This is a genomic window from Geodermatophilus obscurus DSM 43160, from assembly GCF_000025345.1.
Lineage (GTDB): Bacteria > Actinomycetota > Actinomycetes > Mycobacteriales > Geodermatophilaceae > Geodermatophilus > Geodermatophilus obscurus.
Genome location: NC_013757.1, coordinates 4,657,636 through 4,676,718, shown reverse-complemented (window position 1 = coordinate 4,676,718; position 19,083 = coordinate 4,657,636). Strand labels below are relative to the sequence as shown.

Here is a 19,083-nt window from a genome sequence, read left to right as displayed (position 1 = left end):
AGCGTACGCACCGGCGGTCACCGGGAGCAGCTGAGCGTGCTGCGCCGGGCCGACGTTCGCCGTGCTCGACGTGCCGAGCAGGCTGCCGGGCACCATCGAGTGGCAGGGACCGGAACCCGGTCGACCGGCCGCCGACCCCCCTGGTCCGATCGGCGGCGTGGACGCCGCCATCCGGCCGTTGACCGACGCGGACGTCAACGCCGTCGTCGCGTTCCCCCTCGACGCCTGGGTGCCGGTGTTCGCCAGCTTCCAGCAGGTCATGGGACCGCGGGCCTTCGACCTGGTCTACCCGGACTGGCGGACCGCGCAGGCACGTGCGGTGGCCGAGGTGTGCCGGTCCGGGGACGTCGACGCCTGGGTCGCCGACGTCGACGGCGCCCCGGTCGGCTTCGCCGCCGTCCGGTGGACGGAAGAAGACGCCACCCCGGTCGGCGAGGTCGAGATGATCGCCGTCGCGCCGAGCCACCAGCGGGCCGGCATCGCGGGCCGGCTGCTGGACCGTGCGGTGGCCGAGATCGCCGGGCGGGGGGTGCCGCTCGCCGGCATCGGCACCGGTGGCGACCCCGGTCACGCCCCGGCCCGCGCCCTCTACGAGCGGCACGGGTTCACCGGACTGCCTCTGGTGCGGTACTACCGCCCCCCCTGACCGCGGAGTCCGCGGTCTGCTGCCAGCATGGCGGTACAGCGTGGTACCGGAGTGGGGAGCAGGCGTGAACGGATCGGTTCCGGCGAGGGTCCAGGGGATCTACGACGAGGTGCTGCGGCGCAACCGCGGTGAGACGGAGTTCCACCAGGCGGTGCGCGAGGTGCTCGAGTCGCTGGCCGTGGTGCTGGACCGGCACAGCGAGTACAGCGAGATGAAGACCGTCGAGCGGATCTGCGAGCCCGAGCGGCAGATCATCTTCCGCGTCCCCTGGCAGGACGACCGCGGCGAGGTGCAGATCAACCGCGGCTTCCGCGTCGAGTTCAACTCCGCCCTCGGGCCCTACAAGGGCGGCCTGCGCTTCCACCCCTCGGTGGACCTGGGGATCGTGAAGTTCCTCGGCTTCGAGCAGATCTTCAAGAACGCGCTCACCGGCATGCCGATCGGCGGTGGCAAGGGCGGCTCGGACTTCGACCCCAAGGGCCGGTCGGACGCCGAGGTCATGCGCTTCTGCCAGTCCTTCATGACCGAGCTCTACCGGCACCTGGGCGAGTACACCGACGTGCCGGCCGGCGACATCGGCGTCGGCACCCGCGAGATCGGCTACCTCTTCGGGCAGTACAAGCGGATCACCAACCGCTACGAGTCCGGCGTGATCACCGGCAAGGGGCTGGGCTGGGGCGGTGCGCTGGTCCGCACCGAGGCCACCGGCTACGGCGCCGTCTTCTTCGCCGAGGCGATGATGCAGACCGCGGGGGAGTCCTTCGACGGCCGGCGGGTCGTGGTGAGCGGCTCGGGCAACGTGGCGGTCTACGCCATCGAGAAGGTGCACCAGCTCGGCGGCACGGTGGTGGCCTGCTCGGACTCCAGCGGCTACGTCGTCGACGAGAAGGGCATCGACCTCGACGTCCTCAAGCAGGTCAAGGAGGTCGAGCGGAGCCGCATCGACCAGTACGCCGAGCGGGTGGGGACGGCGCGGTTCGTGGCCGACGGGAGCATCTGGGACGTCCCGTGCGAGGTGGCCATCCCCAGCGCCACCCAGAACGAGCTGGGGGAGGACGCGGCGCGGACGCTGGTGCAGAACGGCTGCCGGTACGTCGTCGAGGGCGCCAACATGCCCACCACGCCGGACGCCGTACGGGTGCTCCGCGAGGCCGGCACCGCCTTCGCCCCGGGCAAGGCCGCCAACGCCGGCGGCGTGGCGACCTCCGCGCTGGAGATGCAGCAGAACGCCTCCCGCGACCGCTGGACCTTCGAGCACAGCGAGACCCGGCTGGAGGAGATCATGCGGGGCATCCACGACCGCTGCCACGCCACCGCCGAGGAGTACGGCAGCCCCGGTGACCTGGTGCTCGGCGCCAACGTGGCCGGCTTCCTGCAGGTGGCCGAGGCGGTGCACGCCCACGGCCTCATCTGAGGCGCACGCGCGAGGGCCCGGGGAGCGATCGCTCCCCGGGCCCTCGCGTGCGGGAGGTCAGCGCCTGCGGCGGGCCCGGCGCAGCTCGGACACCAGCAGCGCGATGCCGCCGCCGATCAGCACCAGCCACAGCAGGCCACCCTCGGTGACCAGGCCGACCGGCAGGACCGCGCCGGCCATCAGCACGACCGCCAGGACGACGAAGAACAGTCCCGGCACCAGGGCGGTGAGGTCGACGCCGCGGCGCTCGGGCCGGGGCGGGTCCTCGGTCGACAGCGGGGTCACGATCTGCCAGTCCCTCAGCTGCTGTTCCTGCCAGGCGGTCGGGGTCGTCGGGAACTCGCTGTAGTCAGGCACGGCGCACCTCCACGTCACCGACACCGGCGTCGATGGTCAGTTCGATCTCGGGGTCGTCGTCACCGGTCCAGGACGCGGAACCGGTGCCCGGGGAGAAGCCGCCGTCGGATCCGAGGCCGAGGACGTCGACGTTCCCGATGCCGCCGTCCACCTCGATCCGGACGTCGGCCGAGCGGGGCACGAGGACCTCGACGTTGCCCACGCCGCCGTCCACCCTCGTGACGATCGGACCGTCGAGGCCGGACAGGTCGATGCGGGAGAGGTCCAGCGTCGTGTCGCCGACCCCCTGGTCGTAGACCGGCTGGACGGCGTCCGCGCTGGCCGGGCGGTACGTGCGGCTGCCCATGCCGTCCTCGACGCCCCGCCACGGCTCCGCCGCGACGACCATGAGCGCCAGCGACAGCAGCACACCGAGCGTGAGCAGCCCGCCCTTCGCCGTCCGCCCGCCGGAGAAGGCGGCGGCGACCAGGCCGAGCCCGACGACCAGCAGCCCGGTGCCGAGCACGATCCGGGGGCCGACGTCCCAGTCGGTGAGCCGGCTGAGCAGGACCAGCGAGCCGACCACGATGAGCAACCCGGCCAGCGTCAGCCCGGGCACCGGAGACCGCGGACCGACGGCGCGCGGGGCACGGGCGACGGCGGTGGGGTCACCGGGCGGCCCGGCCGGCATGAGCAGCCACAGGAGCAGGTAGACGGGGACGCCGGGGCCGGCCAGGGCCAGCGCGACCAGGCCGACCCGCCACAGCAGCGCGTCGATGCCGCTGTAGTCGGCCAGGCCGCCGGCGACGCCGCCGATGACCTTGTCGCTGCGGCTGCGCCGCAGCGGCGGCCGCACCGGGAGCCCGGGCGGCGGGGGGTACGCGGCCGCCGGCGGGTCCGCCGACGGGGGAGCGGGAGGCGGTGCGGATGTCATGGCACAGACCCTGCTCGCGGCCGACGGTGCGGTCCATCAGGGAACGCCCCCATCCGACCCGGGTCCACCAACCCGGGTGGTTCCTGGTGTCGAGGCGGGCCGCCCCGGTGCGACGATCAGCACCGTGACGACGACCCTGCCCGTGCCCGTGCGGCCGCCGCTGGTGCGCCCGCGCTCGGGGCGGCTGCTGGCCGGCGTCGCCGCGGGGACGGCGGTGCACCTGCGGGCCGACCCGCTCGTCGTCCGCGTGGCCTTCGTCGTCCTCGCCGCGACCGGCATCGGCGCCGTGGCCTACGCGCTGCTGTGGTTCTTCATGCCGGTCGCCGACGCCGACGCCGACCCGGTGGTCGACGAGGCGACCGAGGAGCCCAGCCGCCGGCAGACGCTCGGCCTGGGGCTGCTCGGCCTCGGCGCGCTGATCCTGGTGACCCAGCTGAGCAGCTGGGGCGGCGGCAACCTGGTCCTGCCGCTGCTGCTGGTCGTCGTCGGGCTGACCGTCATCTGGCGTCAGCTGGACACCGACCGCTCCCTCGCCCGCCCCGGCGTGCGCTGGCTGCTCGCCGGCGGGGTGCTCCTCGGCGCCGCCGGCGTGGTGCTGCTGCTGGTCACGACCGGCCAGCTGGACGACGCGCGCAACGGCTTCGCCTCGACCCTGCTCATCCTGGTCGGCGTGGCGCTGGCCACCGCGCCGCTGTGGCGCCGGCTGCTGGCCTCCCGCGAGGCCGAGCGCACCGCCCGCGTGCGCTCCGAGGAGCGGGCCGCCGTCGCCGCTCACCTGCACGACTCCGTGCTGCAGACCCTCGCCCTCATCCAGCGGCACGCCGACGACGCCACGGCGGTGTCCCGGCTGGCCCGCAGCCAGGAGCGCGAGCTGCGCACCTGGCTCTACGAGCCGGCGGCGGCCGTCGGCGGCGGCACCTGGGCGGCGCTGGTGTCCGGCGTGGTCGCCGAGGTGGAGGCCGACCACGCGCTGACCGTCGAGTCGGTCGTCGTCGGCGATGCCCCGCTGGACGACGCGCTCACCGCCCTCGGCGCGGCCACTCGCGAGGCGCTGGTCAACGCGGCCAAGCACTCGGGCGCGACCGCGGCCGACCTGTACACCGAGGTGACGCCGCAGCGGGTCGCCGTCTTCGTCCGCGACCGCGGTGCCGGTTTCGACCCCGCTGCCGTGCCGGGCGACCGGCGCGGGTTGCGCGACTCGGTCACCGGCCGGCTGACCCGGCTCGGCGGGACGGCGGCGGTGCGCTCGGCGCCGGGGGAGGGGACCGAGGTGGAGCTGTGCCTGCCCCGCCAGGAGGCGGCCGCGTGACCCCCCGCGTGTACCTCGTGGACGACCACGCGATGGTGCGTTCAGGAGTGCGGGCGGAACTCGGCGGCGCGGTCGACGTCGTCGGTGAGGCCGCCGACGTCGCCGGCGCCGTCGAGGGGATCCGGGCCACGGTGCCCGACGTGGTCCTGCTCGACGTCCACCTGCCCGGCGGCGGGGGACGGGCGGTGCTCGAGACGCTGCGCGCCGAGCTGCCGTCGGTGCGGTGGCTGGCGCTGTCGGTGTCCGACGCCGCCGAGGACGTCATCGCCGTCATCCGCGCCGGCGCGCGCGGCTACGTCACCAAGAGCATCTCAGGTCCGGACCTGCGGGACGCCGTCGCCCGCGTCGCCGACGGGGACGTCGTCTTCAGCCCGCGGCTCGCCGGGTTCGTGCTCGACGCGTTCGCCGCGACGACGCCGTCCGCCCCGCAGCCCGAGGACCCGGCCACCGACCCCGGCCTAGACCTGCTCAGCGCCCGGGAGCGGGAGGTCATGCAGCTGCTGGCCCGCGGCTACACCTACCGGGAGATCGGCTCGCGGCTGTTCATCTCGGTGAAGACGGTGGAGTCGCACGCGTCCAACGTGCTGCGCAAGCTGCAGCTGTCCAACCGCAACGAGCTGACCCGCTGGGCCGCCACGAACCGGTTGCTCTGAGCGGCCCGCGAGATCTGCACACCCGCGCCCATCGGGCCCTTGATGGCGACGAGTGTGCAGATCTCGCCGACAGGCTCAGCGGAAGTGGCTCTTGGGGATGACCGCGTGTGCGCCCACCGTCCGGTCGACCACCTGGGAGACGGTGAAGTCCACGGCCGCGGACAGGTAGGCGTAGGCCGTGGCCCGGTCCATGCCAAGGTCGGTCTGCAGGAAGTCCAGCGCGTTGAGCGTCGCCCGGCGGTTGGAGACGTCGAGGTCGCTGCCCTGCCCGCCGCGGGAGCCGTCGGGGTCCGACAGCCCGATGGGCACCCAGGCGTCCGGCGTCTCCCCGAACGGGTAGTGGTAGGCGATCGACGGGGCCTTCGTCGAGCCCTTCTTGCAGACGGTGAGCCGGAAGGTCAGCCGCAGCGAGCCTTCCAGTGCCGTCAGCGCCACCTCGCCGCTGCCCATGGACATGTGCGGGTCACCGACGGAGAACAGCGCCCCCGGCGCGACGACGGGCACGTAGAACGCCGAGCCCACGGTCAGCAGGTTGACGTCGATGTTGCCGCCGCCCAGGGTGGGCGGGATCGAGTTGACCAGCGGGTCGTCCAGCGTCCCGGCGTCCTCGACGGTGGCGACCGCCATCAGACCGGCGAACGGCGAGACCGGCCAGGACACCGCCCCGTTCCGGCCCACGGGCAACGTCGCGACCGGCGTCCCGCCGCGGCCGTTGCTCAACGGGGTGAAGGTGGAGACGTTGCCGTACCTCATCGGGTCCCCGGTGGCCCGGCCGTCGGTCGAGACGGGTGGCATGACCTCCTGGGCGGTCAGCTCCCCCTCGGGCGTCAGGAAGGCGGATGACAGCGCACCCTTGCCGTGCCGGCTGGAGATGACGCCGTAGGGGACACGAGGCAGCGCGGTCAGCGGCTCGATCTTCAGGACGTCGCCGGGCTCGGCGCCCTCGACGTACACCGGCCCGGTGACCACGTGCGGGCCGTCGGCGTCAAAGTCCCGGCCGTGCCGGTCGTACTCGCGGGCGATGGCGACGGCGTCGTCCAGCACCTGCCCGCGCGGACGCCCTTGCCGCCGAACCACGCCACCAGATCGCGGCCCTGGTCCTCCAGGATCCCCTCGTGGCTGACCGTGTCGATGGTGACCGTGCTGCCGGAGCGGACCCGCAGCACCGCCGGGTCACCGACGCGCGGCAGGTAGCCCCAGTAGACCTGCTCGGGCACCGAGGGCAGGTAGTGCTCCCCGTCGATGGGGCCCGTGCCCGGCTGGAGGACCTCGCCGGGCAGTCGCGTCCGGCCCGCCGGGGCGGCGGACGCCGGTGCGGCGGTGGCGACGCCCGCGGCAGCGGCCGCGCCCACCGCGAGGGCGGCCCGGACGAAGGCGCGCCGGCCCAGCCCGTTCTCCAGGAGCTCGGCGGCGGCGGCCGGGTCCGGCCGGTCGGTGGACGGGTGGTGCGGGGTGGCGGTCACGTGCTCTCCCGGTGCTCGGATCCAGCAGTCGGGGGCGTTCTACGGGGACCGTGTTACCGCCTGCATCCTCGCTGGGAGCCGGGTGTTGCGCGCCGGTTTCGTCCTGCTCAGGCGGTGTGGACGACCTGGAAGGCCTCGCCGAGCCGGCCCGGCGGCAGGCCCAGGCGGCGTCCGGTCTGGCGCATCCAGTCGGTGACGAAGTCCTCGAGGTCGTCGAGGTGGCTGATCTGGGTGAGGTGGCTCTTGAGCGCGGCGAACTTGAGCTCGACGACGTCGGTGACGTCGACGACGTGGTCGGCGCGCGGGCTGGCGCCCAGCCAGACCTCGGAGACCGTCCACGCCTCGAGGCCCTCGTCGGCCAGCAGCTCGGGGAAGGCGAAGGGGTTGCGGGCGTCGGGGTACACGGCGCGCAGCGTGGACTCGCCCACGGTCATGTGGTCGGGGTGGCTGGCCCCGATCCGGTCCCACATCCGCTCCGGCGAGCTGGTCAGCACCCGCTGCGGGCGCACCTGGCGGATCACCCGGCTGATGTCGCGGCGCAGGTCCAGGGTCAGCTCCAGGCGGCCGTCGGGGTGGCCGAGGAAGCGCACGTCGGTGACGCCGACCGCCTTGGCCGCAGCCTCCTGCTCGGCGCGCCGCAGCGGGCCCATCTGCTCACGCGGGGTGTCGTCGAACCCGCCCGCGTCCCCGTCGGTGACGATCAGGTAGGTGACCTCGGTGCCCGCCGCCGTCCAGGTCGCCACGGTGCCGGCGCTGCCGAAGTCGACGTCGTCGGGGTGGGCGAGCACGCACAGCGCGCGGTCGACGTGCTCGGCGGGCTTCCGGGGCTGCGGGGAGGTCACCCGCGCGAGCCTAAGTCGACTTCGTCGCCACCGTCGGCAGGCCGCGGAGCTTCTCGGGGTTGCGCACGACCAGCACCTGCTCGACGAGCCCGTCGGCCACGACCAGCGACATCGTCAGGAAGGGCGCGCCACGGACCCACGCGACGACGCCAGGAGCGCCGTTGACGTCGGCGATCTCGATGTGCAGGTCCGGGATGGACAGACCCTCGGCAGCGGTCGCCAGCAGGAAGCGCGCCACCTTGTCCACGCCCACGATGGGCCGCAGCGCCGCCTTCGCCCTGCCCCCGCCGTCGGTCACCAGGACGACGTCCGGAGCCAGCGCGGCCAGCAGCGCCTCGACGTCGCCGCCGGCGCAGGCGGCGAGGAACCGCTCGGTGACGACCCGCTGGGCCGACCGGTCGGCGTCGAAGCGCGGCTGCCGGGACTGCACGTGCTCCCGGGCGCGGTGCGCCGTCTGCCGGACCGCGGCCTCGCTGCGGCCCAGGATCGCGGCCACCTCCGCCGCCGGCAGGCCGAACACCTCCCGGAGGACGAAGACGGCCCGCTCGGCAGGGGACAGCGTCTCGAGGACCACCAGCAGAGCGAGCGAGACCTGGTCCCCGAGCACCGCCGCGTCGTCCGGGGCGGGCGGGGGAGTCCCGCCCGCGACGGGGGCAGTGCCGGTGAGCAGGGGCTCCGGCAGCCACGGCCCGACGTAGCTCTCGCGGCGGCTGCGGGCCGAGTCCAGCCGATCGAGGGCCAGCCGGGACGTGATCCGGACGAGGTAGGCCCGCGGGTCGGCGACGTCGGCCCGGTCGGTCGCCGACCACCGGAGTCACGCGTCCTGCACGACGTCCTCGGCGTCGGTGACGCTGCCCAGCATCTGGTAGGCGACCGTGAACAGCAGCCGTCGGTGCCGGTCGAAGGCCGCCAGCGGGCCGGTGCCCGGATCCGGGGCGGTCACGCCGTGGCCGGGAGCTCGCAGCGGTCCCGGAAACCCTGACTGGTCAGCCCCAGCGCGGCGTTGAAACGCGACCGGGAGTTCTCCACGGCGACCATCATCGTCAGCTCGACGAGCACGGCGTCGTCCAGCTCACCCCGCAGCTCGGCGACCATCCCGTCGGTGACCCTGGGCGGGGTGGTGCTCATCGCCTCGGCGTAGGCGATCACCCGGCGCTCGAGGGCGGTGTACGCGTCACTGTCCCGCTAGCGCGGGACGTCGCGCAGCTTGGCCGGGTCGACGCCCTTGTTCGTGCTGATCCAGTAGCCGAAGTCGACGCACCACGAGCAGCCGATGGTCACCGCCGAGGCCATGACGGCCAGCGCCTCGAGCGTCGGGTCCAGCCGGTCCCAGCGCTGCAGGGAGCGTTCGAAGCGGGCGTTGGTCAGCAGGACGCGCGGGTTGTGGGCCATCGCGGCACCGGGGTCGAGGACCGCGCCGTAGGTGCGGCGCGAGTACCACTCGGCCAGGCGGTAGACGAGGGTGCGGGGTGGGTCGAGGGGGATGCGGGCCATGGTCGTCGTCCTCTCCATCGGTGTGGTGTCCATGGAGACGGGACGGCGGCGCAGGACGTGACGCGCCGACGCGGGTTCCGTCCGGTCACGGGACGCGAGGACCCTGGCTGCTGCACGGCGGACCGTGCGACGGTCCGCCGGGAGGAGGCGGTCATGGACGTTGCACTGGCCCGGGCCCTGGAGCGCGTCGCCGACGGGCTGGCGGCGATGGCTGTCGGGAACCCCGGCCCGTACGCGGCCTGCTGGGCCGACTCCGCCGACGTGACGTTGTTCGGCGCCTGGGGTCCGATCGAGAAGGGGCACCACGCCGTCACCCGCACCTTCGAGTGGGTCGGCAGCCGGTTCAGCGACGGTGAGCTCGTGCCGCGCTACGAGGTGGTCGACGTCAGCGGCGACCTGGCCTACACGGTCGGTCTCGAGCAGGGGACGGTGCGCACCGACGACGGCGAGGCCCGGCCCATGACCATCCGGGTGACGCACGTCTACCGGCGGATCGAGGACGACTGGTGGCTGGTCCACCGCCACGCCGACTTCCCGCCCGCCGACCAGCGCCGCGGGTGAGGTGAGGGCACCGGCCCTCCTGCAGGGTCCCGCCACGAGCCTGGTGACGGACTGGAACGGCCACCCTCCAGGGTCCCGCAGGCCCCGTCCAGAGGCTCGCCGCGAGCCTGCGAGCGGTGAGGAGGACGGGGTCCCTCTCCGAGGCGTGGGGGGAGGGTGGTCCTTCCTCAGAGGCGGCCGCGGCCCTGGCGCAGCAGCATCATGCCGAGCGCGGCGCCGTCCTGGCCGAGCGCGGCCTGGAAGCGGGCGAGCACCTGCTGCTCGCGGGCCAGCGACAGCCGGGTGCCGCCGGCGGCGCGGCGCAGCTCACCGATCTCCTGCGAGACGGCCAGGCGGCGCTGCACCAGCGCGATGATCTCGGCGTCGCAGTCGTCGATCCGACCGCGCAGCTCGGCGATGCGCGTGTCGGCGGCGGGAGTGGTGGGGAGCGTGGCGGTCATCGTGTCCTCCGGGGCGGGGCGGTGGCCGTCGGACCCCGAGAACGAGAAACGCCCCGGGCTCCTCGGGCCCGGGGCGTCTGTTGTGGCGGCTCAGCCAGCGGCGACGGACACCGGATCCCGGTGGCCGTAGTAAAAGCTGACGGTGGCGAGCAGCACGTCGGTGAGTGTGCCACAGCGCCGACGGGGGAGGCCAGCGCGACCCCTGGGGACGACGGTCCCGGACGCCGGGACGAGTCCCCCGACCGAACTACAGTGGTGTGGTCATGAGCAGCGTCCAGCAGGCCCTCCCCGGCACCGCGTCCCTCCAGCGCTCCGCCTCCGGCTCGGTGGGGCGGGAGCTGGACCGCATGCTCGCCGGCCTCAACGGCCCCCAGCGGCAGGCCGTCGTCCACGAGGGCAGCCCGCTGCTCATCGTCGCCGGGGCCGGCTCGGGCAAGACCCGGGTGCTGACCCACCGGATCGCCTACCTGCTCGGCGCCCGCGGCGTGCAGCCCGGCGAGGTCCTGGCGATCACCTTCACCAACAAGGCCGCCGGGGAGATGAAGGAGCGGGTCGCCGCGCTCGTCGGCCCGCGCGCCCGGGCGATGTGGGTGTCGACGTTCCACTCGATGTGCGTGCGCATCCTGCGCGCCGAGGCCGCCAAGCTCGGCCTGAAGTCGTCGTTCACGATCTACGACCAGGGCGACTCGGTCCGGCTCATGACGATGGTCGCCCGCGACCTGGACCTCGACGCCAAGCGCTACCCCGGCCGCAGCCTGGCCGCGCAGGTGTCGAACCTGAAGAACGAGCTCGTCGACGAGGAGTCCTTCAGCCCCCAGACAGCGCCGGAGAAGGTGCTGAAGGAGGCCTACACGCTCTACCAGCGGCGGCTGCGCGAGGCGCACGCCATGGACTTCGACGACCTGATCATGACGACGGTGCACCTGCTGCAGGCGTTCCCGGACGTCGCGGAGCACTACCGCCGCCGCTTCCGGCACGTGCTGGTCGACGAGTACCAGGACACCAACCACGCGCAGTACGTGCTGGTCCGCGAGCTGGTGGGCACCGGCGAGGGGCCGGTGCCGCCGGCCGAGCTGTGCGTCGTCGGTGACGCGGACCAGTCGATCTACGCCTTCCGCGGCGCGACGATCCGCAACATCGACGAGTTCGAACGCGACTACCCGCAGGCCACGACGATCCTGCTGGAGCAGAACTACCGCTCCACGCAGCGCATCCTCAAGGCGGCCAACCAGGTCATCGCGAAGAACACCGGCCGCCGTCCCAAGAACCTGTGGACCGACGCCGGCGACGGCGAGCTGATCGAGGGCTACGTCGCCGAGAACGAGCACGACGAGGCCGCCTGGGTCGCCGAGCAGATCGACGCGCTCGTCGACGAGGGGGAGGCCAGGCCCAAGGACATCGCGGTCTTCTACCGGACCAACAACGCCTCCCGTGTCTTCGAGGAGGTGTTCATCCGCGTCGGCATGCCCTACAAGGTCGTCGGCGGGGTGCGCTTCTACGAGCGCAAGGAGGTCCGGGACGCGCTGGCCTACCTGAAGCTGGTCGCCAACCCGGCCGACGTCGTCAGCCTGCGCCGGATCATCAACGTGCCCAAGCGGGGGATCGGCGACAAGGCCGAGGGCTGCATCGAGTCCTTCGCCGACCGGGAGCGGATCGCGTTCGGCTCGGCCCTGCGGCGGTGCTCCGAGGTCACCACCCTGGCGCCGCGGTCGCTCAAGGCGGTCCAGGAGTTCGTCGCACTGCTGGAGGAGTTCGAGCAGCTGGCCGAGACCGGCTCCGGACCGGCCGCGCTGCTGGAGAGCATCCTCGACCGCACCGGCTACCTCGCCGAGCTGCAGGCCAGCACCGACCCGCAGGACGAGGGCCGCGTCGACAACCTCAACGAGCTCATCTCGGTGGCCGCGGAGTTCGAGGCGGCCAACCCGGGCGGCTCGGTTCCCGACTTCCTCGAGCAGGTGTCGCTGGTCGCCGACGCCGACCAGATCCCCGTCGCCGGGGACGACGCCGGCGTCGTCACGCTGATGACCCTGCACACCGCCAAGGGCCTGGAGTTCCCGGTCGTGTTCCTGACCGGCATGGAGGACGGCGTCTTCCCGCACCTGCGCGCCCTCGGTGACCCGCGCGAGCTGGAGGAGGAGCGCCGGCTGGCCTACGTCGGCATCACCCGGGCACGGCAGCGGCTGTTCATCTCGCGGGCCACGGTGCGCACCAGCTGGGGGCAGCCGGCCTACAACCCGCCGTCCCGCTTCCTCGACGAGCTGCCGTCGGACACCGTGCGGTGGGCGGGCAAGGAGCCCGTGCCGGCGCCGAGCACCGGCTACCGCTCGGCGCAGCAGCGGGTGGCGGCCACCGGGCTGTCCACCGGCGGGCTGCGCGGCGGCTCCGGCAACCGGGCCGTCATCTCCGTCGAGGTCGGGGACCGGGTGAGCCACGACGCCTTCGGGCTGGGCACCGTCGTGGAGGTCAACGGCATCGGCGACAAGGCGCAGGCGACCGTGGACTTCGGCTCCGGCGGCACGAAGCGCCTCGTCCTGCGCTACGCGCCGCTGGTCAAGCTCTGACACCGTCGTCCCACCGAACGGCACGGCGGCCACGCGCGCGGCCCCGACCTGCTCTGAGCCGCGCCCGGGTCCGGTGCCCCGTACAGCGACTCCGGGAACTCGCCGGGGCGCGACTCCTCCCGAGCTGCTCCAGCGCGTGCGACGCGGGAGCGGCTACCGTTCGGCGGTGCCGCCAGGTCAGCGGATCACCGTGGTCGCCGTGATCGACGTCCCGGCCGAGGACGTCGCTTCCCTCCAGCGCTACGAGGACCTGGTCCTCCCGCTCCTCGCCCGCCACGGCGGCGAGCTGGAGCGCCGGCTCCGGAGCGCGGACGGCACGACGGAGGTCCACGTCCTGGCGTTCGCCTCGGACGCCGCCTACCGGGGCTACCTCGCCGATCCCGAACGGACCGCCCACCGTGTCCTCGTCGACGGCGTACCCGTGCAGACGCGTGTGCTGGAGGGGATGGTCGACGTCCGCTGAGTGGCTGCGTCGTCGGGTGTGCGGAGCGACGGGTCAGATGACGACGCCGCGCTCGGCGAGGAACTCCTGCGGGTCGATCGGACGGCCGTTCATGCTCCCGCGGTGGATCTGGTAGTGCAGGTGCGGCCCGGTGGACTGGCCCTCGTTGCCGATCTTCGCGATCTGGTCGCCGGCGTGCACGAGGTCGCCGGCCTGGACGTCGTAGTAGCGCATGTGGCCGTAGACGTGCACGTTGCCGTCAGGGTCCTGGATGTAGACGGCGTTGCCGTACCCGGAGGCCCGGCCGGCCCGGATGACGACGCCGTCGGTGGCCGAGTGGATCGGCGTGCCCAGCGGCCCGGCGAGGTCGATGCCGTAGTGCATCGTCCCCCAGCGCATGCAGAAGCAGGTGGTGAGCCGGCCCTGGGTGGGCAGCACGGTCTTGGGCTCGCGGGCGGCGCGGGAGGCGGCCAGCTCGCCGAGCCGGGCCTGCGCCTCGGCCTCGGTGATGCCGCGGCGCACGCCGGCGTCCTCCATGTCGCCGCTGAACCCGACCTCGGAGGCGACTCCCAGGCCGTAGTCGGCCGCGCTGACCGACAGCCCGGCCGTGTCCGAACCCAGGATGCCGGGCAGGGCGGCGACGACAGCTCCGGCGACGAGCGCGGCGAGCCAGAGCGGACCACGCCGGCCCGGCGGGCGGGGCAGGCGACGGCCCCGGCCGGCGGGCGGCTGCTCGCCGGCGTCGGGCTCGGGGGTCTCGGCGGCCGGTGTCGCGCCGGTCCTGGCGGCGAGGAGGGCGCGGACGACGTCGGCGACGGGCTCACGGTCGGTGCCCGGTCGCTCCAGCAGCGCGGGGCCGGTCGAGCGGGTCACGGGGCACCTTCTTCGTGAGCGCTTCCCGGGCGGGCGCCGCGGAGGCGGCCCGTCGGGGGAGCGACGGCGGCGGAGACGTCCGGGGACGCCTGCCGGTGGGTACCGGCGCCGTGATCGGACCGTAACGATCAGTCAGCTCGGCGTCGGGTCACCGGCGCGGAGTGTCGACGTGTCTGCGTCCGGTGGGACGGGTGTGACGGAAGTGGCGGTGGCGCAGCACACGCCCGCCCGCCGCACCGGACGGGTGGGGCGGGCGGGGGAGGAGTGGCTCAGGCGACGGCGGCCGCGGCGGGGACGTCGACGTGCGGCTGCCGGCGGCCGGCGAGGGTCGTGGCGACCTCGTCGAGCACGGTGCGGTGGAAGGGCAGCGACATGTGGCCCACCCCGCGGACCAGCACGTTGCGGGCCCGCAGGTCCGGGTGGTCGCAGCGACCGGCGCTGGTCGGGACGACGACCTGGTCGAGGTCGCTGTAGATCGCGGTCATGGAGGTGCGCAGCCCCGGCGCCGGCTCGGCGAGCTCCTGCAGCACGGCAGAGCCCGGTCGCAGCTGGCGGACCAGCGGGGTGGGCAGCAGGTGGGCCAGCACCGACCCCTGGTGCGGCGTCCCGAGCGTCACCAGTGACTCGACGTGCTGGTCACCGCCCTGGCGCTGCACGTGGTAGCGGGCGAGCAGGCCGCCGAGGCTGTGCCCCACGACGTGCACCCGCTCGTACCCGGTCTGCTCGCAGATTCGCTGCAGGTGCCGGCCGAGGTCGGCGGCGCCGCGCGAGACGTCGGCCAGCAGCGGGCTGTAGTTCCACGAGCAGACGGAGGTGAAGCCGCGACGGCGCAGGCTGCGCCGCATCACCGCGAAGACCGAGTGGTTGTCGATCAGGCCGTGCACCAGGACGACGGGGACGCGGGCGGCCAGCGGGTCGGCGGCGAAGAGGGCGCGAACCGCGGGCGGCTGCTCGCCCGGGCGACACCGCGGGTCCGGCCGCAGCCGGTCGGCCCGGGCACCGAGCGGGTACATCAGCACGTGTGCCCCGACGAGGGCCAGTTCGGTGATCCCGCCGGTCAGCGCGGCCCGGGTCATCAGCGAGCGCAGGAGGTGCCGTGGCGCTCCGGGCGCCACGGCACCCGTGTGCGACGCTGGATCGGGCTCCGGGTCGCTGAGTGCGTGCATCGTTCCTCCCCGTCGGGACCGCTGACCGGGCTGGTCCCCCGGGGTTGGAGGCCTCCGTGGGATGCCCAGTTCACCCGACGGTAAAGCTGCTGTGTGGTGATCGTCACATCGACGCCACCAGCGTGGCCGGTTCGTGACCGAGACGAAGGGGGAACCGTGGTCGCCCGTGATGGCTCCACCCGCGACCGCTCGACCAGGTCCGGAGGGCAGACGGCGCGCCCGTCCGCCCGCCGCACCGGCCCTCTCCGCCGGCCGTCCGAGCCGGCCCCCGCGGTGCCGGCCGACGGGCTGGTCGTGGGCGATCCGCCGCCGACCGCACGCCTGGCAGGTGTGCTCCTCGTCCTCGCCGGGGTGGTCGGCGCAGCCGGTCTCTTCCCGACCTACCTCGTCATCGGGGGCACGGAGGTTCCCCAGTCCGCCGGTGCCGGCAGCCTGCTCGCCGGCCTGGTGGTGCCGCTGACCGCGCTGGCCGTCGGCGGCGGCCTCGCCGCCGGCCGGGTGCCCCGCTTCGGACTCGCCTTCGCCTCGATCGGCGGCGCGCTGGCCGTCGGCCTGCTGCTGATCGAGCTCTACCGGGCCAGCACCTCCACCGTCCGGCCGGGGATCGAGGTGATCGCCGGGCAGCGGGTCCTCACCAGCGCGGTCGACGTCGGGCCCGGGTGGGTGCTGGGCGCCGTCGCCCTCGGGCTCACCGTCCTGGCCGGCGTGCTGACCGTCACGGCCTGGGGGCGCACCGTCATGGAGGACGCGGGCTCGCTCGACCCCGCCCGCCCGGCGCTGGCCGGTGCCGCGGTGCTGCTGGGGGTGGGCTCCGTGCTGTGCCTGGTGCTGCCGGCCGCCGACGTCCCCGACCGGATCGTGACCGACCCGACGACCGGGCTGCAGGTCGTCGTCGAGCAGGAGGGCCCGCAGGGGCTGCTGGAGCGGCCTGGGCTGGCTCTGCTCGGCGGACTGCTGCTGGCCGGCGCCATCGTCCTCTGCTCGGTGCTGGCGCCGTCGCTGCGACCGCGGCTGGCCGCGGTCGGCGCGCTGCTGGCCATCGCCGTCGTCGTCCTCTCCGCCGGGCTGACCGGCCTGCGCGACGCGGCGGTCTCCGACGAGCTGGAGTGGACGCTGCCCGGCGTCGGGCTGCTGCTCGCCGGCGTCGGCTACGTCGTCCTCACGGTGCTGGCCTGGCGGCTGCGCCCGAGCCCCGCCCGGTGAGCGCACCCGGCGCGGCCGGCGAGGAGCGCGTCCGGGTGGTGGTCGGGGCGTCGGGTGACGACGGCGAGGACCGCAGCACCGCGGCCCTCGCCCGCGGCCTGCGCGACGCCGGGATGGAGGTCGTGCACGCCGGCCGGTCCTCGCTGGAGCAGCTCGCCGACACCGTCGTCCAGGAGGACGCCGACGCCGTCTGCCTGCCGGCGCTCCCCGCCGACGCGGCCGAGGTGCTCGATCGGCTCGCCACGCTGCTCGCCGAGCGCGGCGTGGACGACGTCGTCGTCTTCGCCTGCGGAGCGGACGCCGAGCTGCCCGGAGGAACCCGGCTCTCCCCGTCCGGCACCGCGCCGGCGGAGGTCGCCGGCTGGCTGCGCGGGCAGCTCATCGGGGAGCCACCGTGGTCACCCCGGCCGTGAGCAGGGCGATCGCGGGGACGGCGGCGGATCGGCGCACTCCCGCGGCTCCTCGTCGCCGGGGACCCCGGGTAGCCGGCGTCGTGTGATGCCGCCCACGCTCCCAGCGCCGGTGCACGGCCCGGGTCGCGCGGGGGATACGGTGCCTGTTCGTGGATCTCTTCGAGTACCAGGCCCGTGACCTGTTGGCCTCGCACGGTGTCCCCGTGCTCCCCGGCGGCGTCGCCGAGACCCCCGAGCAGGCGGAGGCGATCGCCCGCGAGATCGGCACCACCGTCGTCGTCAAGGCGCAGGTGAAGACCGGTGGCCGCGGCAAGGCCGGCGGCGTCAAGCTCGCCGACGACGCCGAGGACGCCCGGGCGCGTGCCCAGGACATCCTCGGCCTGGACATCAAGGGCCACATCACCCACCGCGTGATGGTCGCCCAGGCCAGTGACATCGCCGAGGAGTACTACTTCTCCTACCTGCTCGACCGCTCCAACCGCACCTTCCTGGCCATGGCGAGCGTCGAGGGCGGCATGGAGATCGAGCAGCTCGCCGTCGAGCGCCCCGAGGCGCTGGCCCGCATCCCCGTGGACGCCACCACCGGCGTCGACACCGCCAAGGCCACCGAGATCGTCGACGCCGCCGGCTTCCCCGCCGAGGTGCGCGACCAGGTGATCGCCATCGCCGTCCAGCTGTGGGAGGTCTTCGCCCAGGAGGACGCCACCCTGGTCGAGGTCAACCCGCTGGCCAAGGCCCCCGACGGCACCGTCCTCGCGCTGGACGCCAAGGTGACCCTCGACGAGAACGCCCGCTTCCGGCACCAGGAGCACGAGACCCTCGAGGACACCGCCGCGGCCGACCCGCTGGAGGCCGCGGCCAAGGAGAAGGACCTCAACTACGTCAAGCTCGAGGGCGAGGTCGGCATCATCGGCAACGGCGCCGGGCTCGTGATGAGCACGCTGGACGTCGTCGCCTACGCCGGTGAGGAGTTCGGTGGTGTCAAGCCGGCCAACTTCCTCGACATCGGTGGTGGCGCCTCGGCCGAGGTCATGGCCAACGGCCTGCACATCATCCTGTCCGACCCCGCCGTGAAGAGCGTCTTCGTCAACGTCTTCGGCGGGATCACCGCCTGCGACGCGGTCGCCAACGGCATCGTGCACGCGCTGCAGATCCTCGGCGACGAGGCGACCAAGCCGCTGGTCGTCCGGCTCGACGGCAACAACGTCGAGGAGGGCCGGCGGATCCTCGCCGAGGCCAACCACCCGCTGGTGACCCTGGTGGACACGATGGACGGCGCCGCGCGCCGGGCCGCCGAGCTCGCCGCCGCCTGAGGAAGGACCCCCTTCCTCCGCACCCCTCGCAGTAGAAGGACCCCCTGCCCCCCACCGCTCGCACGCTCGCGGCGGGACCCTGCAGCGGGCCGCAGCCCTTCCTCCTGAGAACAGGACACCACTTCAGATGTCGATCTTCCTCAACGAGAACAGCAAGGTCATCGTCCAGGGCATGACCGGCTCCGAGGGGCGCAAGCACACCCAGCGCATGCTGGCCTCGGGGACGGCGATCGTCGGCGGCGTGAACCCGAAGAAGGCCGGCCAGAGCGTCGACTTCGACGGCGCCGGCGTCCCGGTGTTCGGCAACGTCGCCGAGGCGATGAAGGAGACCGGCGCCGACGTCAGCGTGATCTTCGTGCCGCCGGCCGGTGCGAAGAACGCCGTCATCGAGGCCGTCGACGCCCAGATCGGGCTGGCCGTCGTCATCACCGAGGGCATCCCGGTGCACGACTCGACCCACTTCTGGGCCCACGCCCAGGGCGGCTCCACCCGGATCATCGGCCCGAACTGCCCGGGCCTGATCAGCCCCGGGCGCTCGAACGCCGGCATCATCCCGGCCAACATCACCAAGCAGGGCAAGATCGGGCTGGTCAGCAAGTCCGGCACGCTGACCTACCAGATGATGTACGAGCTCCGGGACATCGGCTTCTCCACCTGCGTCGGCATCGGTGGCGACCCGGTCATCGGCACCACGCACATCGACTGCCTGCAGGCCTTCCAGGACGACCCGGAGACCGAGGCCATCGTCATGATCGGTGAGATCGGTGGCGACGCCGAGGAGAGGGCCGCGGACTTCATCCGGGCCAACGTCACCAAGCCGGTCGTCGGCTACGTCGCCGGCTTCACCGCGCCCGAGGGCAAGACGATGGGCCACGCCGGCGCGATCGTCTCCGGTTCGGCCGGTACCGCGCAGGCCAAGCAGGAGGCCCTCGAGGCCGCCGGCGTGCGCGTGGGCAAGACTCCGTCGGAGACCGCCCGCCTCATGCGGGAGATCGTCGGCGCCTGAGAGGACCATCCTCC

Annotated in this window: 22 protein-coding genes and 1 pseudogene; 11 read left to right on the top strand and 12 right to left on the bottom strand. The window is 73.8% G+C overall.

Translation table 11 applies throughout. From position 1 onward, the window contains the following. The first annotated feature begins 157 nt into the window (after nucleotides 1-157). Together GOBS_RS21735 and gdhA are read left to right on the top strand one after the other, a co-directional pair. Entirely contained in the window at nucleotides 158-646 is a 489-nt protein-coding gene (locus GOBS_RS21735; protein WP_041242619.1) for a GNAT family N-acetyltransferase, read from the top strand. A gap of 64 nt (nucleotides 647-710) precedes the next feature. After that, nucleotides 711-2,060 carry an NADP-specific glutamate dehydrogenase gene (gene gdhA / locus GOBS_RS21730; protein ID WP_012950417.1) on the top strand — a complete coding sequence of 450 codons (1,350 nt, stop codon included), beginning with the start codon at nucleotides 711-713 and terminating at the stop codon, nucleotides 2,058-2,060. Nucleotides 2,061-2,117: 57 nt separating this feature from the next. Here the strand turns inward: gdhA and GOBS_RS21725 are convergent, their stop codons facing one another. Continuing rightward, entirely contained in the window at nucleotides 2,118-2,417 is a 300-nt protein-coding gene (locus GOBS_RS21725) for a hypothetical protein (protein WP_012950416.1), read from the bottom strand. After that, the gene (locus tag GOBS_RS21720; RefSeq protein ID WP_012950415.1) at nucleotides 2,410-3,330 is read right to left on the bottom strand and encodes a PspC domain-containing protein; all 921 of its coding nucleotides are present in this window, start codon (nucleotides 3,328-3,330) and stop codon (nucleotides 2,410-2,412) included. Before GOBS_RS21720 ends, GOBS_RS21725 begins: the two co-directional genes overlap by 8 nt. A gap of 124 nt (nucleotides 3,331-3,454) precedes the next feature. Between GOBS_RS21720 and GOBS_RS21715 the strand changes: the two genes are divergently transcribed. Then, nucleotides 3,455-4,639, top strand: a complete 1,185-nt coding sequence (locus tag GOBS_RS21715; protein ID WP_012950414.1) for an ATP-binding protein — start codon at nucleotides 3,455-3,457, stop codon at nucleotides 4,637-4,639. Further along, nucleotides 4,636-5,292, top strand: coding sequence for a response regulator (locus GOBS_RS21710; RefSeq protein WP_012950413.1), 657 nt, complete (start codon nucleotides 4,636-4,638; stop codon nucleotides 5,290-5,292). The genes GOBS_RS21715 and GOBS_RS21710 overlap by 4 nt, the downstream gene beginning before the upstream one ends. Nucleotides 5,293-5,367: 75 nt before the next feature. Here GOBS_RS21710 and GOBS_RS29530 read toward each other — a convergent pair whose 3' ends face one another. From GOBS_RS29530 to GOBS_RS28330, 7 genes and pseudogenes are all read right to left on the bottom strand, one after another. Further along, on the bottom strand, nucleotides 5,368-5,919 hold the full coding sequence (locus GOBS_RS29530) for an acetamidase/formamidase family protein (RefSeq protein WP_341776589.1): 552 nt from the start codon (nucleotides 5,917-5,919) through the stop codon (nucleotides 5,368-5,370). A gap of 290 nt (nucleotides 5,920-6,209) precedes the next feature. Then, nucleotides 6,210-6,755 (bottom strand): hypothetical protein, encoded by a 546-nt coding sequence (locus GOBS_RS29045; RefSeq protein ID WP_243697569.1) that lies wholly within the window; start codon nucleotides 6,753-6,755, stop codon nucleotides 6,210-6,212. 107 nt (nucleotides 6,756-6,862) lie between these two features. After that, nucleotides 6,863-7,597: a PIG-L deacetylase family protein gene (locus tag GOBS_RS21700; protein ID WP_012950412.1), complete on the bottom strand. Its 735-nt coding sequence runs from the start codon at nucleotides 7,595-7,597 to the stop codon at nucleotides 6,863-6,865. Nucleotides 7,598-7,607: 10 nt separating this feature from the next. Continuing rightward, a pseudogene (locus GOBS_RS21695) lies at nucleotides 7,608-8,399 on the bottom strand (sigma factor-like helix-turn-helix DNA-binding protein); the annotation flags it as partial. A gap of 12 nt (nucleotides 8,400-8,411) precedes the next feature. Continuing rightward, nucleotides 8,412-8,540, bottom strand: a complete 129-nt coding sequence (locus GOBS_RS28340; RefSeq protein WP_208104337.1) for a sigma factor — start codon at nucleotides 8,538-8,540, stop codon at nucleotides 8,412-8,414. Then, on the bottom strand, nucleotides 8,537-8,746 hold the full coding sequence (locus tag GOBS_RS28335; RefSeq protein ID WP_208104336.1) for a carboxymuconolactone decarboxylase family protein: 210 nt from the start codon (nucleotides 8,744-8,746) through the stop codon (nucleotides 8,537-8,539). Before GOBS_RS28335 ends, GOBS_RS28340 begins: the two co-directional genes overlap by 4 nt. A 36-nt stretch (nucleotides 8,747-8,782) precedes the next feature. Continuing rightward, complete coding sequence (locus tag GOBS_RS28330) at nucleotides 8,783-9,091, bottom strand: carboxymuconolactone decarboxylase family protein (protein WP_208104335.1); 309 nt, start codon at nucleotides 9,089-9,091, stop codon at nucleotides 8,783-8,785. Nucleotides 9,092-9,244: 153 nt separating this feature from the next. On the opposite strand from GOBS_RS28330, the gene GOBS_RS21685 reads away from it, so the two are divergent. After that, the gene (locus tag GOBS_RS21685) at nucleotides 9,245-9,652 is read left to right on the top strand and encodes a YybH family protein (RefSeq protein WP_012950411.1); all 408 of its coding nucleotides are present in this window, start codon (nucleotides 9,245-9,247) and stop codon (nucleotides 9,650-9,652) included. A gap of 167 nt (nucleotides 9,653-9,819) precedes the next feature. On the opposite strand, the gene GOBS_RS21680 is transcribed toward GOBS_RS21685, so the two are convergent. Beyond that, on the bottom strand, nucleotides 9,820-10,092 hold the full coding sequence (locus tag GOBS_RS21680; protein WP_012950410.1) for a chorismate mutase: 273 nt from the start codon (nucleotides 10,090-10,092) through the stop codon (nucleotides 9,820-9,822). 263 nt (nucleotides 10,093-10,355) lie between these two features. Between GOBS_RS21680 and pcrA the strand changes: the two genes are divergently transcribed. Further along, entirely contained in the window at nucleotides 10,356-12,653 is a 2,298-nt protein-coding gene (pcrA, locus tag GOBS_RS21675; RefSeq protein ID WP_012950409.1) for a DNA helicase PcrA, read from the top strand. A 166-nt stretch (nucleotides 12,654-12,819) separates the two neighbouring features. Next, entirely contained in the window at nucleotides 12,820-13,116 is a 297-nt protein-coding gene (locus GOBS_RS21670) for a DUF1330 domain-containing protein (RefSeq protein WP_041241619.1), read from the top strand. A 33-nt stretch (nucleotides 13,117-13,149) separates the two neighbouring features. Here the strand turns inward: GOBS_RS21670 and GOBS_RS21665 are convergent, their stop codons facing one another. Together GOBS_RS21665 and GOBS_RS21660 are read right to left on the bottom strand one after the other, a co-directional pair. Further along, the gene (locus tag GOBS_RS21665; protein WP_012950407.1) at nucleotides 13,150-13,968 is read right to left on the bottom strand and encodes a M23 family metallopeptidase; all 819 of its coding nucleotides are present in this window, start codon (nucleotides 13,966-13,968) and stop codon (nucleotides 13,150-13,152) included. A 269-nt stretch (nucleotides 13,969-14,237) separates the two neighbouring features. Then, a complete protein-coding gene (locus GOBS_RS21660) occupies nucleotides 14,238-15,134 on the bottom strand; it encodes an alpha/beta fold hydrolase (RefSeq protein ID WP_012950406.1) in 897 nt (298 codons plus the stop codon). 156 nt (nucleotides 15,135-15,290) lie between these two features. On the opposite strand from GOBS_RS21660, the gene GOBS_RS21655 reads away from it, so the two are divergent. From GOBS_RS21655 to sucD, 4 genes are all read left to right on the top strand, one after another. After that, nucleotides 15,291-16,337, top strand: coding sequence for a hypothetical protein (locus GOBS_RS21655; protein ID WP_012950405.1), 1,047 nt, complete (start codon nucleotides 15,291-15,293; stop codon nucleotides 16,335-16,337). Beyond that, a complete protein-coding gene (locus GOBS_RS21650) occupies nucleotides 16,334-16,750 on the top strand; it encodes a cobalamin B12-binding domain-containing protein (RefSeq protein WP_041241618.1) in 417 nt (138 codons plus the stop codon). Before GOBS_RS21655 ends, GOBS_RS21650 begins: the two co-directional genes overlap by 4 nt. Nucleotides 16,751-16,899: 149 nt before the next feature. Then, on the top strand, nucleotides 16,900-18,063 hold the full coding sequence (gene sucC, locus GOBS_RS21645) for an ADP-forming succinate--CoA ligase subunit beta (protein ID WP_012950403.1): 1,164 nt from the start codon (nucleotides 16,900-16,902) through the stop codon (nucleotides 18,061-18,063). A gap of 127 nt (nucleotides 18,064-18,190) precedes the next feature. Continuing rightward, the gene (gene sucD / locus GOBS_RS21640; protein WP_012950402.1) at nucleotides 18,191-19,069 is read left to right on the top strand and encodes a succinate--CoA ligase subunit alpha; all 879 of its coding nucleotides are present in this window, start codon (nucleotides 18,191-18,193) and stop codon (nucleotides 19,067-19,069) included. Nucleotides 19,070-19,083 lie beyond the last annotated feature (14 nt).

What these genes read in the sequence shown, in the direction of transcription:
- GOBS_RS21660 (WP_012950406.1), bottom strand. Translation starts at nt 15,134, where the DNA reads ATGCACGCACTCAGCGACCCGGAGCCCGATCCAGCGTCGCACACGGGT.
- pcrA (WP_012950409.1), top strand. Translation starts at nt 10,356, where the DNA reads ATGAGCAGCGTCCAGCAGGCCCTCCCCGGCACCGCGTCCCTCCAGCGC.
- GOBS_RS21720 (WP_012950415.1), bottom strand. Translation starts at nt 3,330, where the DNA reads ATGACATCCGCACCGCCTCCCGCTCCCCCGTCGGCGGACCCGCCGGCG.
- sucD (WP_012950402.1), top strand. Translation starts at nt 18,191, where the DNA reads ATGTCGATCTTCCTCAACGAGAACAGCAAGGTCATCGTCCAGGGCATG.
- GOBS_RS29530 (WP_341776589.1), bottom strand. Translation starts at nt 5,919, where the DNA reads ATGGCGGTCGCCACCGTCGAGGACGCCGGGACGCTGGACGACCCGCTG.
- GOBS_RS21685 (WP_012950411.1), top strand. Translation starts at nt 9,245, where the DNA reads ATGGACGTTGCACTGGCCCGGGCCCTGGAGCGCGTCGCCGACGGGCTG.
- GOBS_RS21680 (WP_012950410.1), bottom strand. Translation starts at nt 10,092, where the DNA reads ATGACCGCCACGCTCCCCACCACTCCCGCCGCCGACACGCGCATCGCC.
- GOBS_RS28330 (WP_208104335.1), bottom strand. Translation starts at nt 9,091, where the DNA reads ATGGCCCGCATCCCCCTCGACCCACCCCGCACCCTCGTCTACCGCCTG.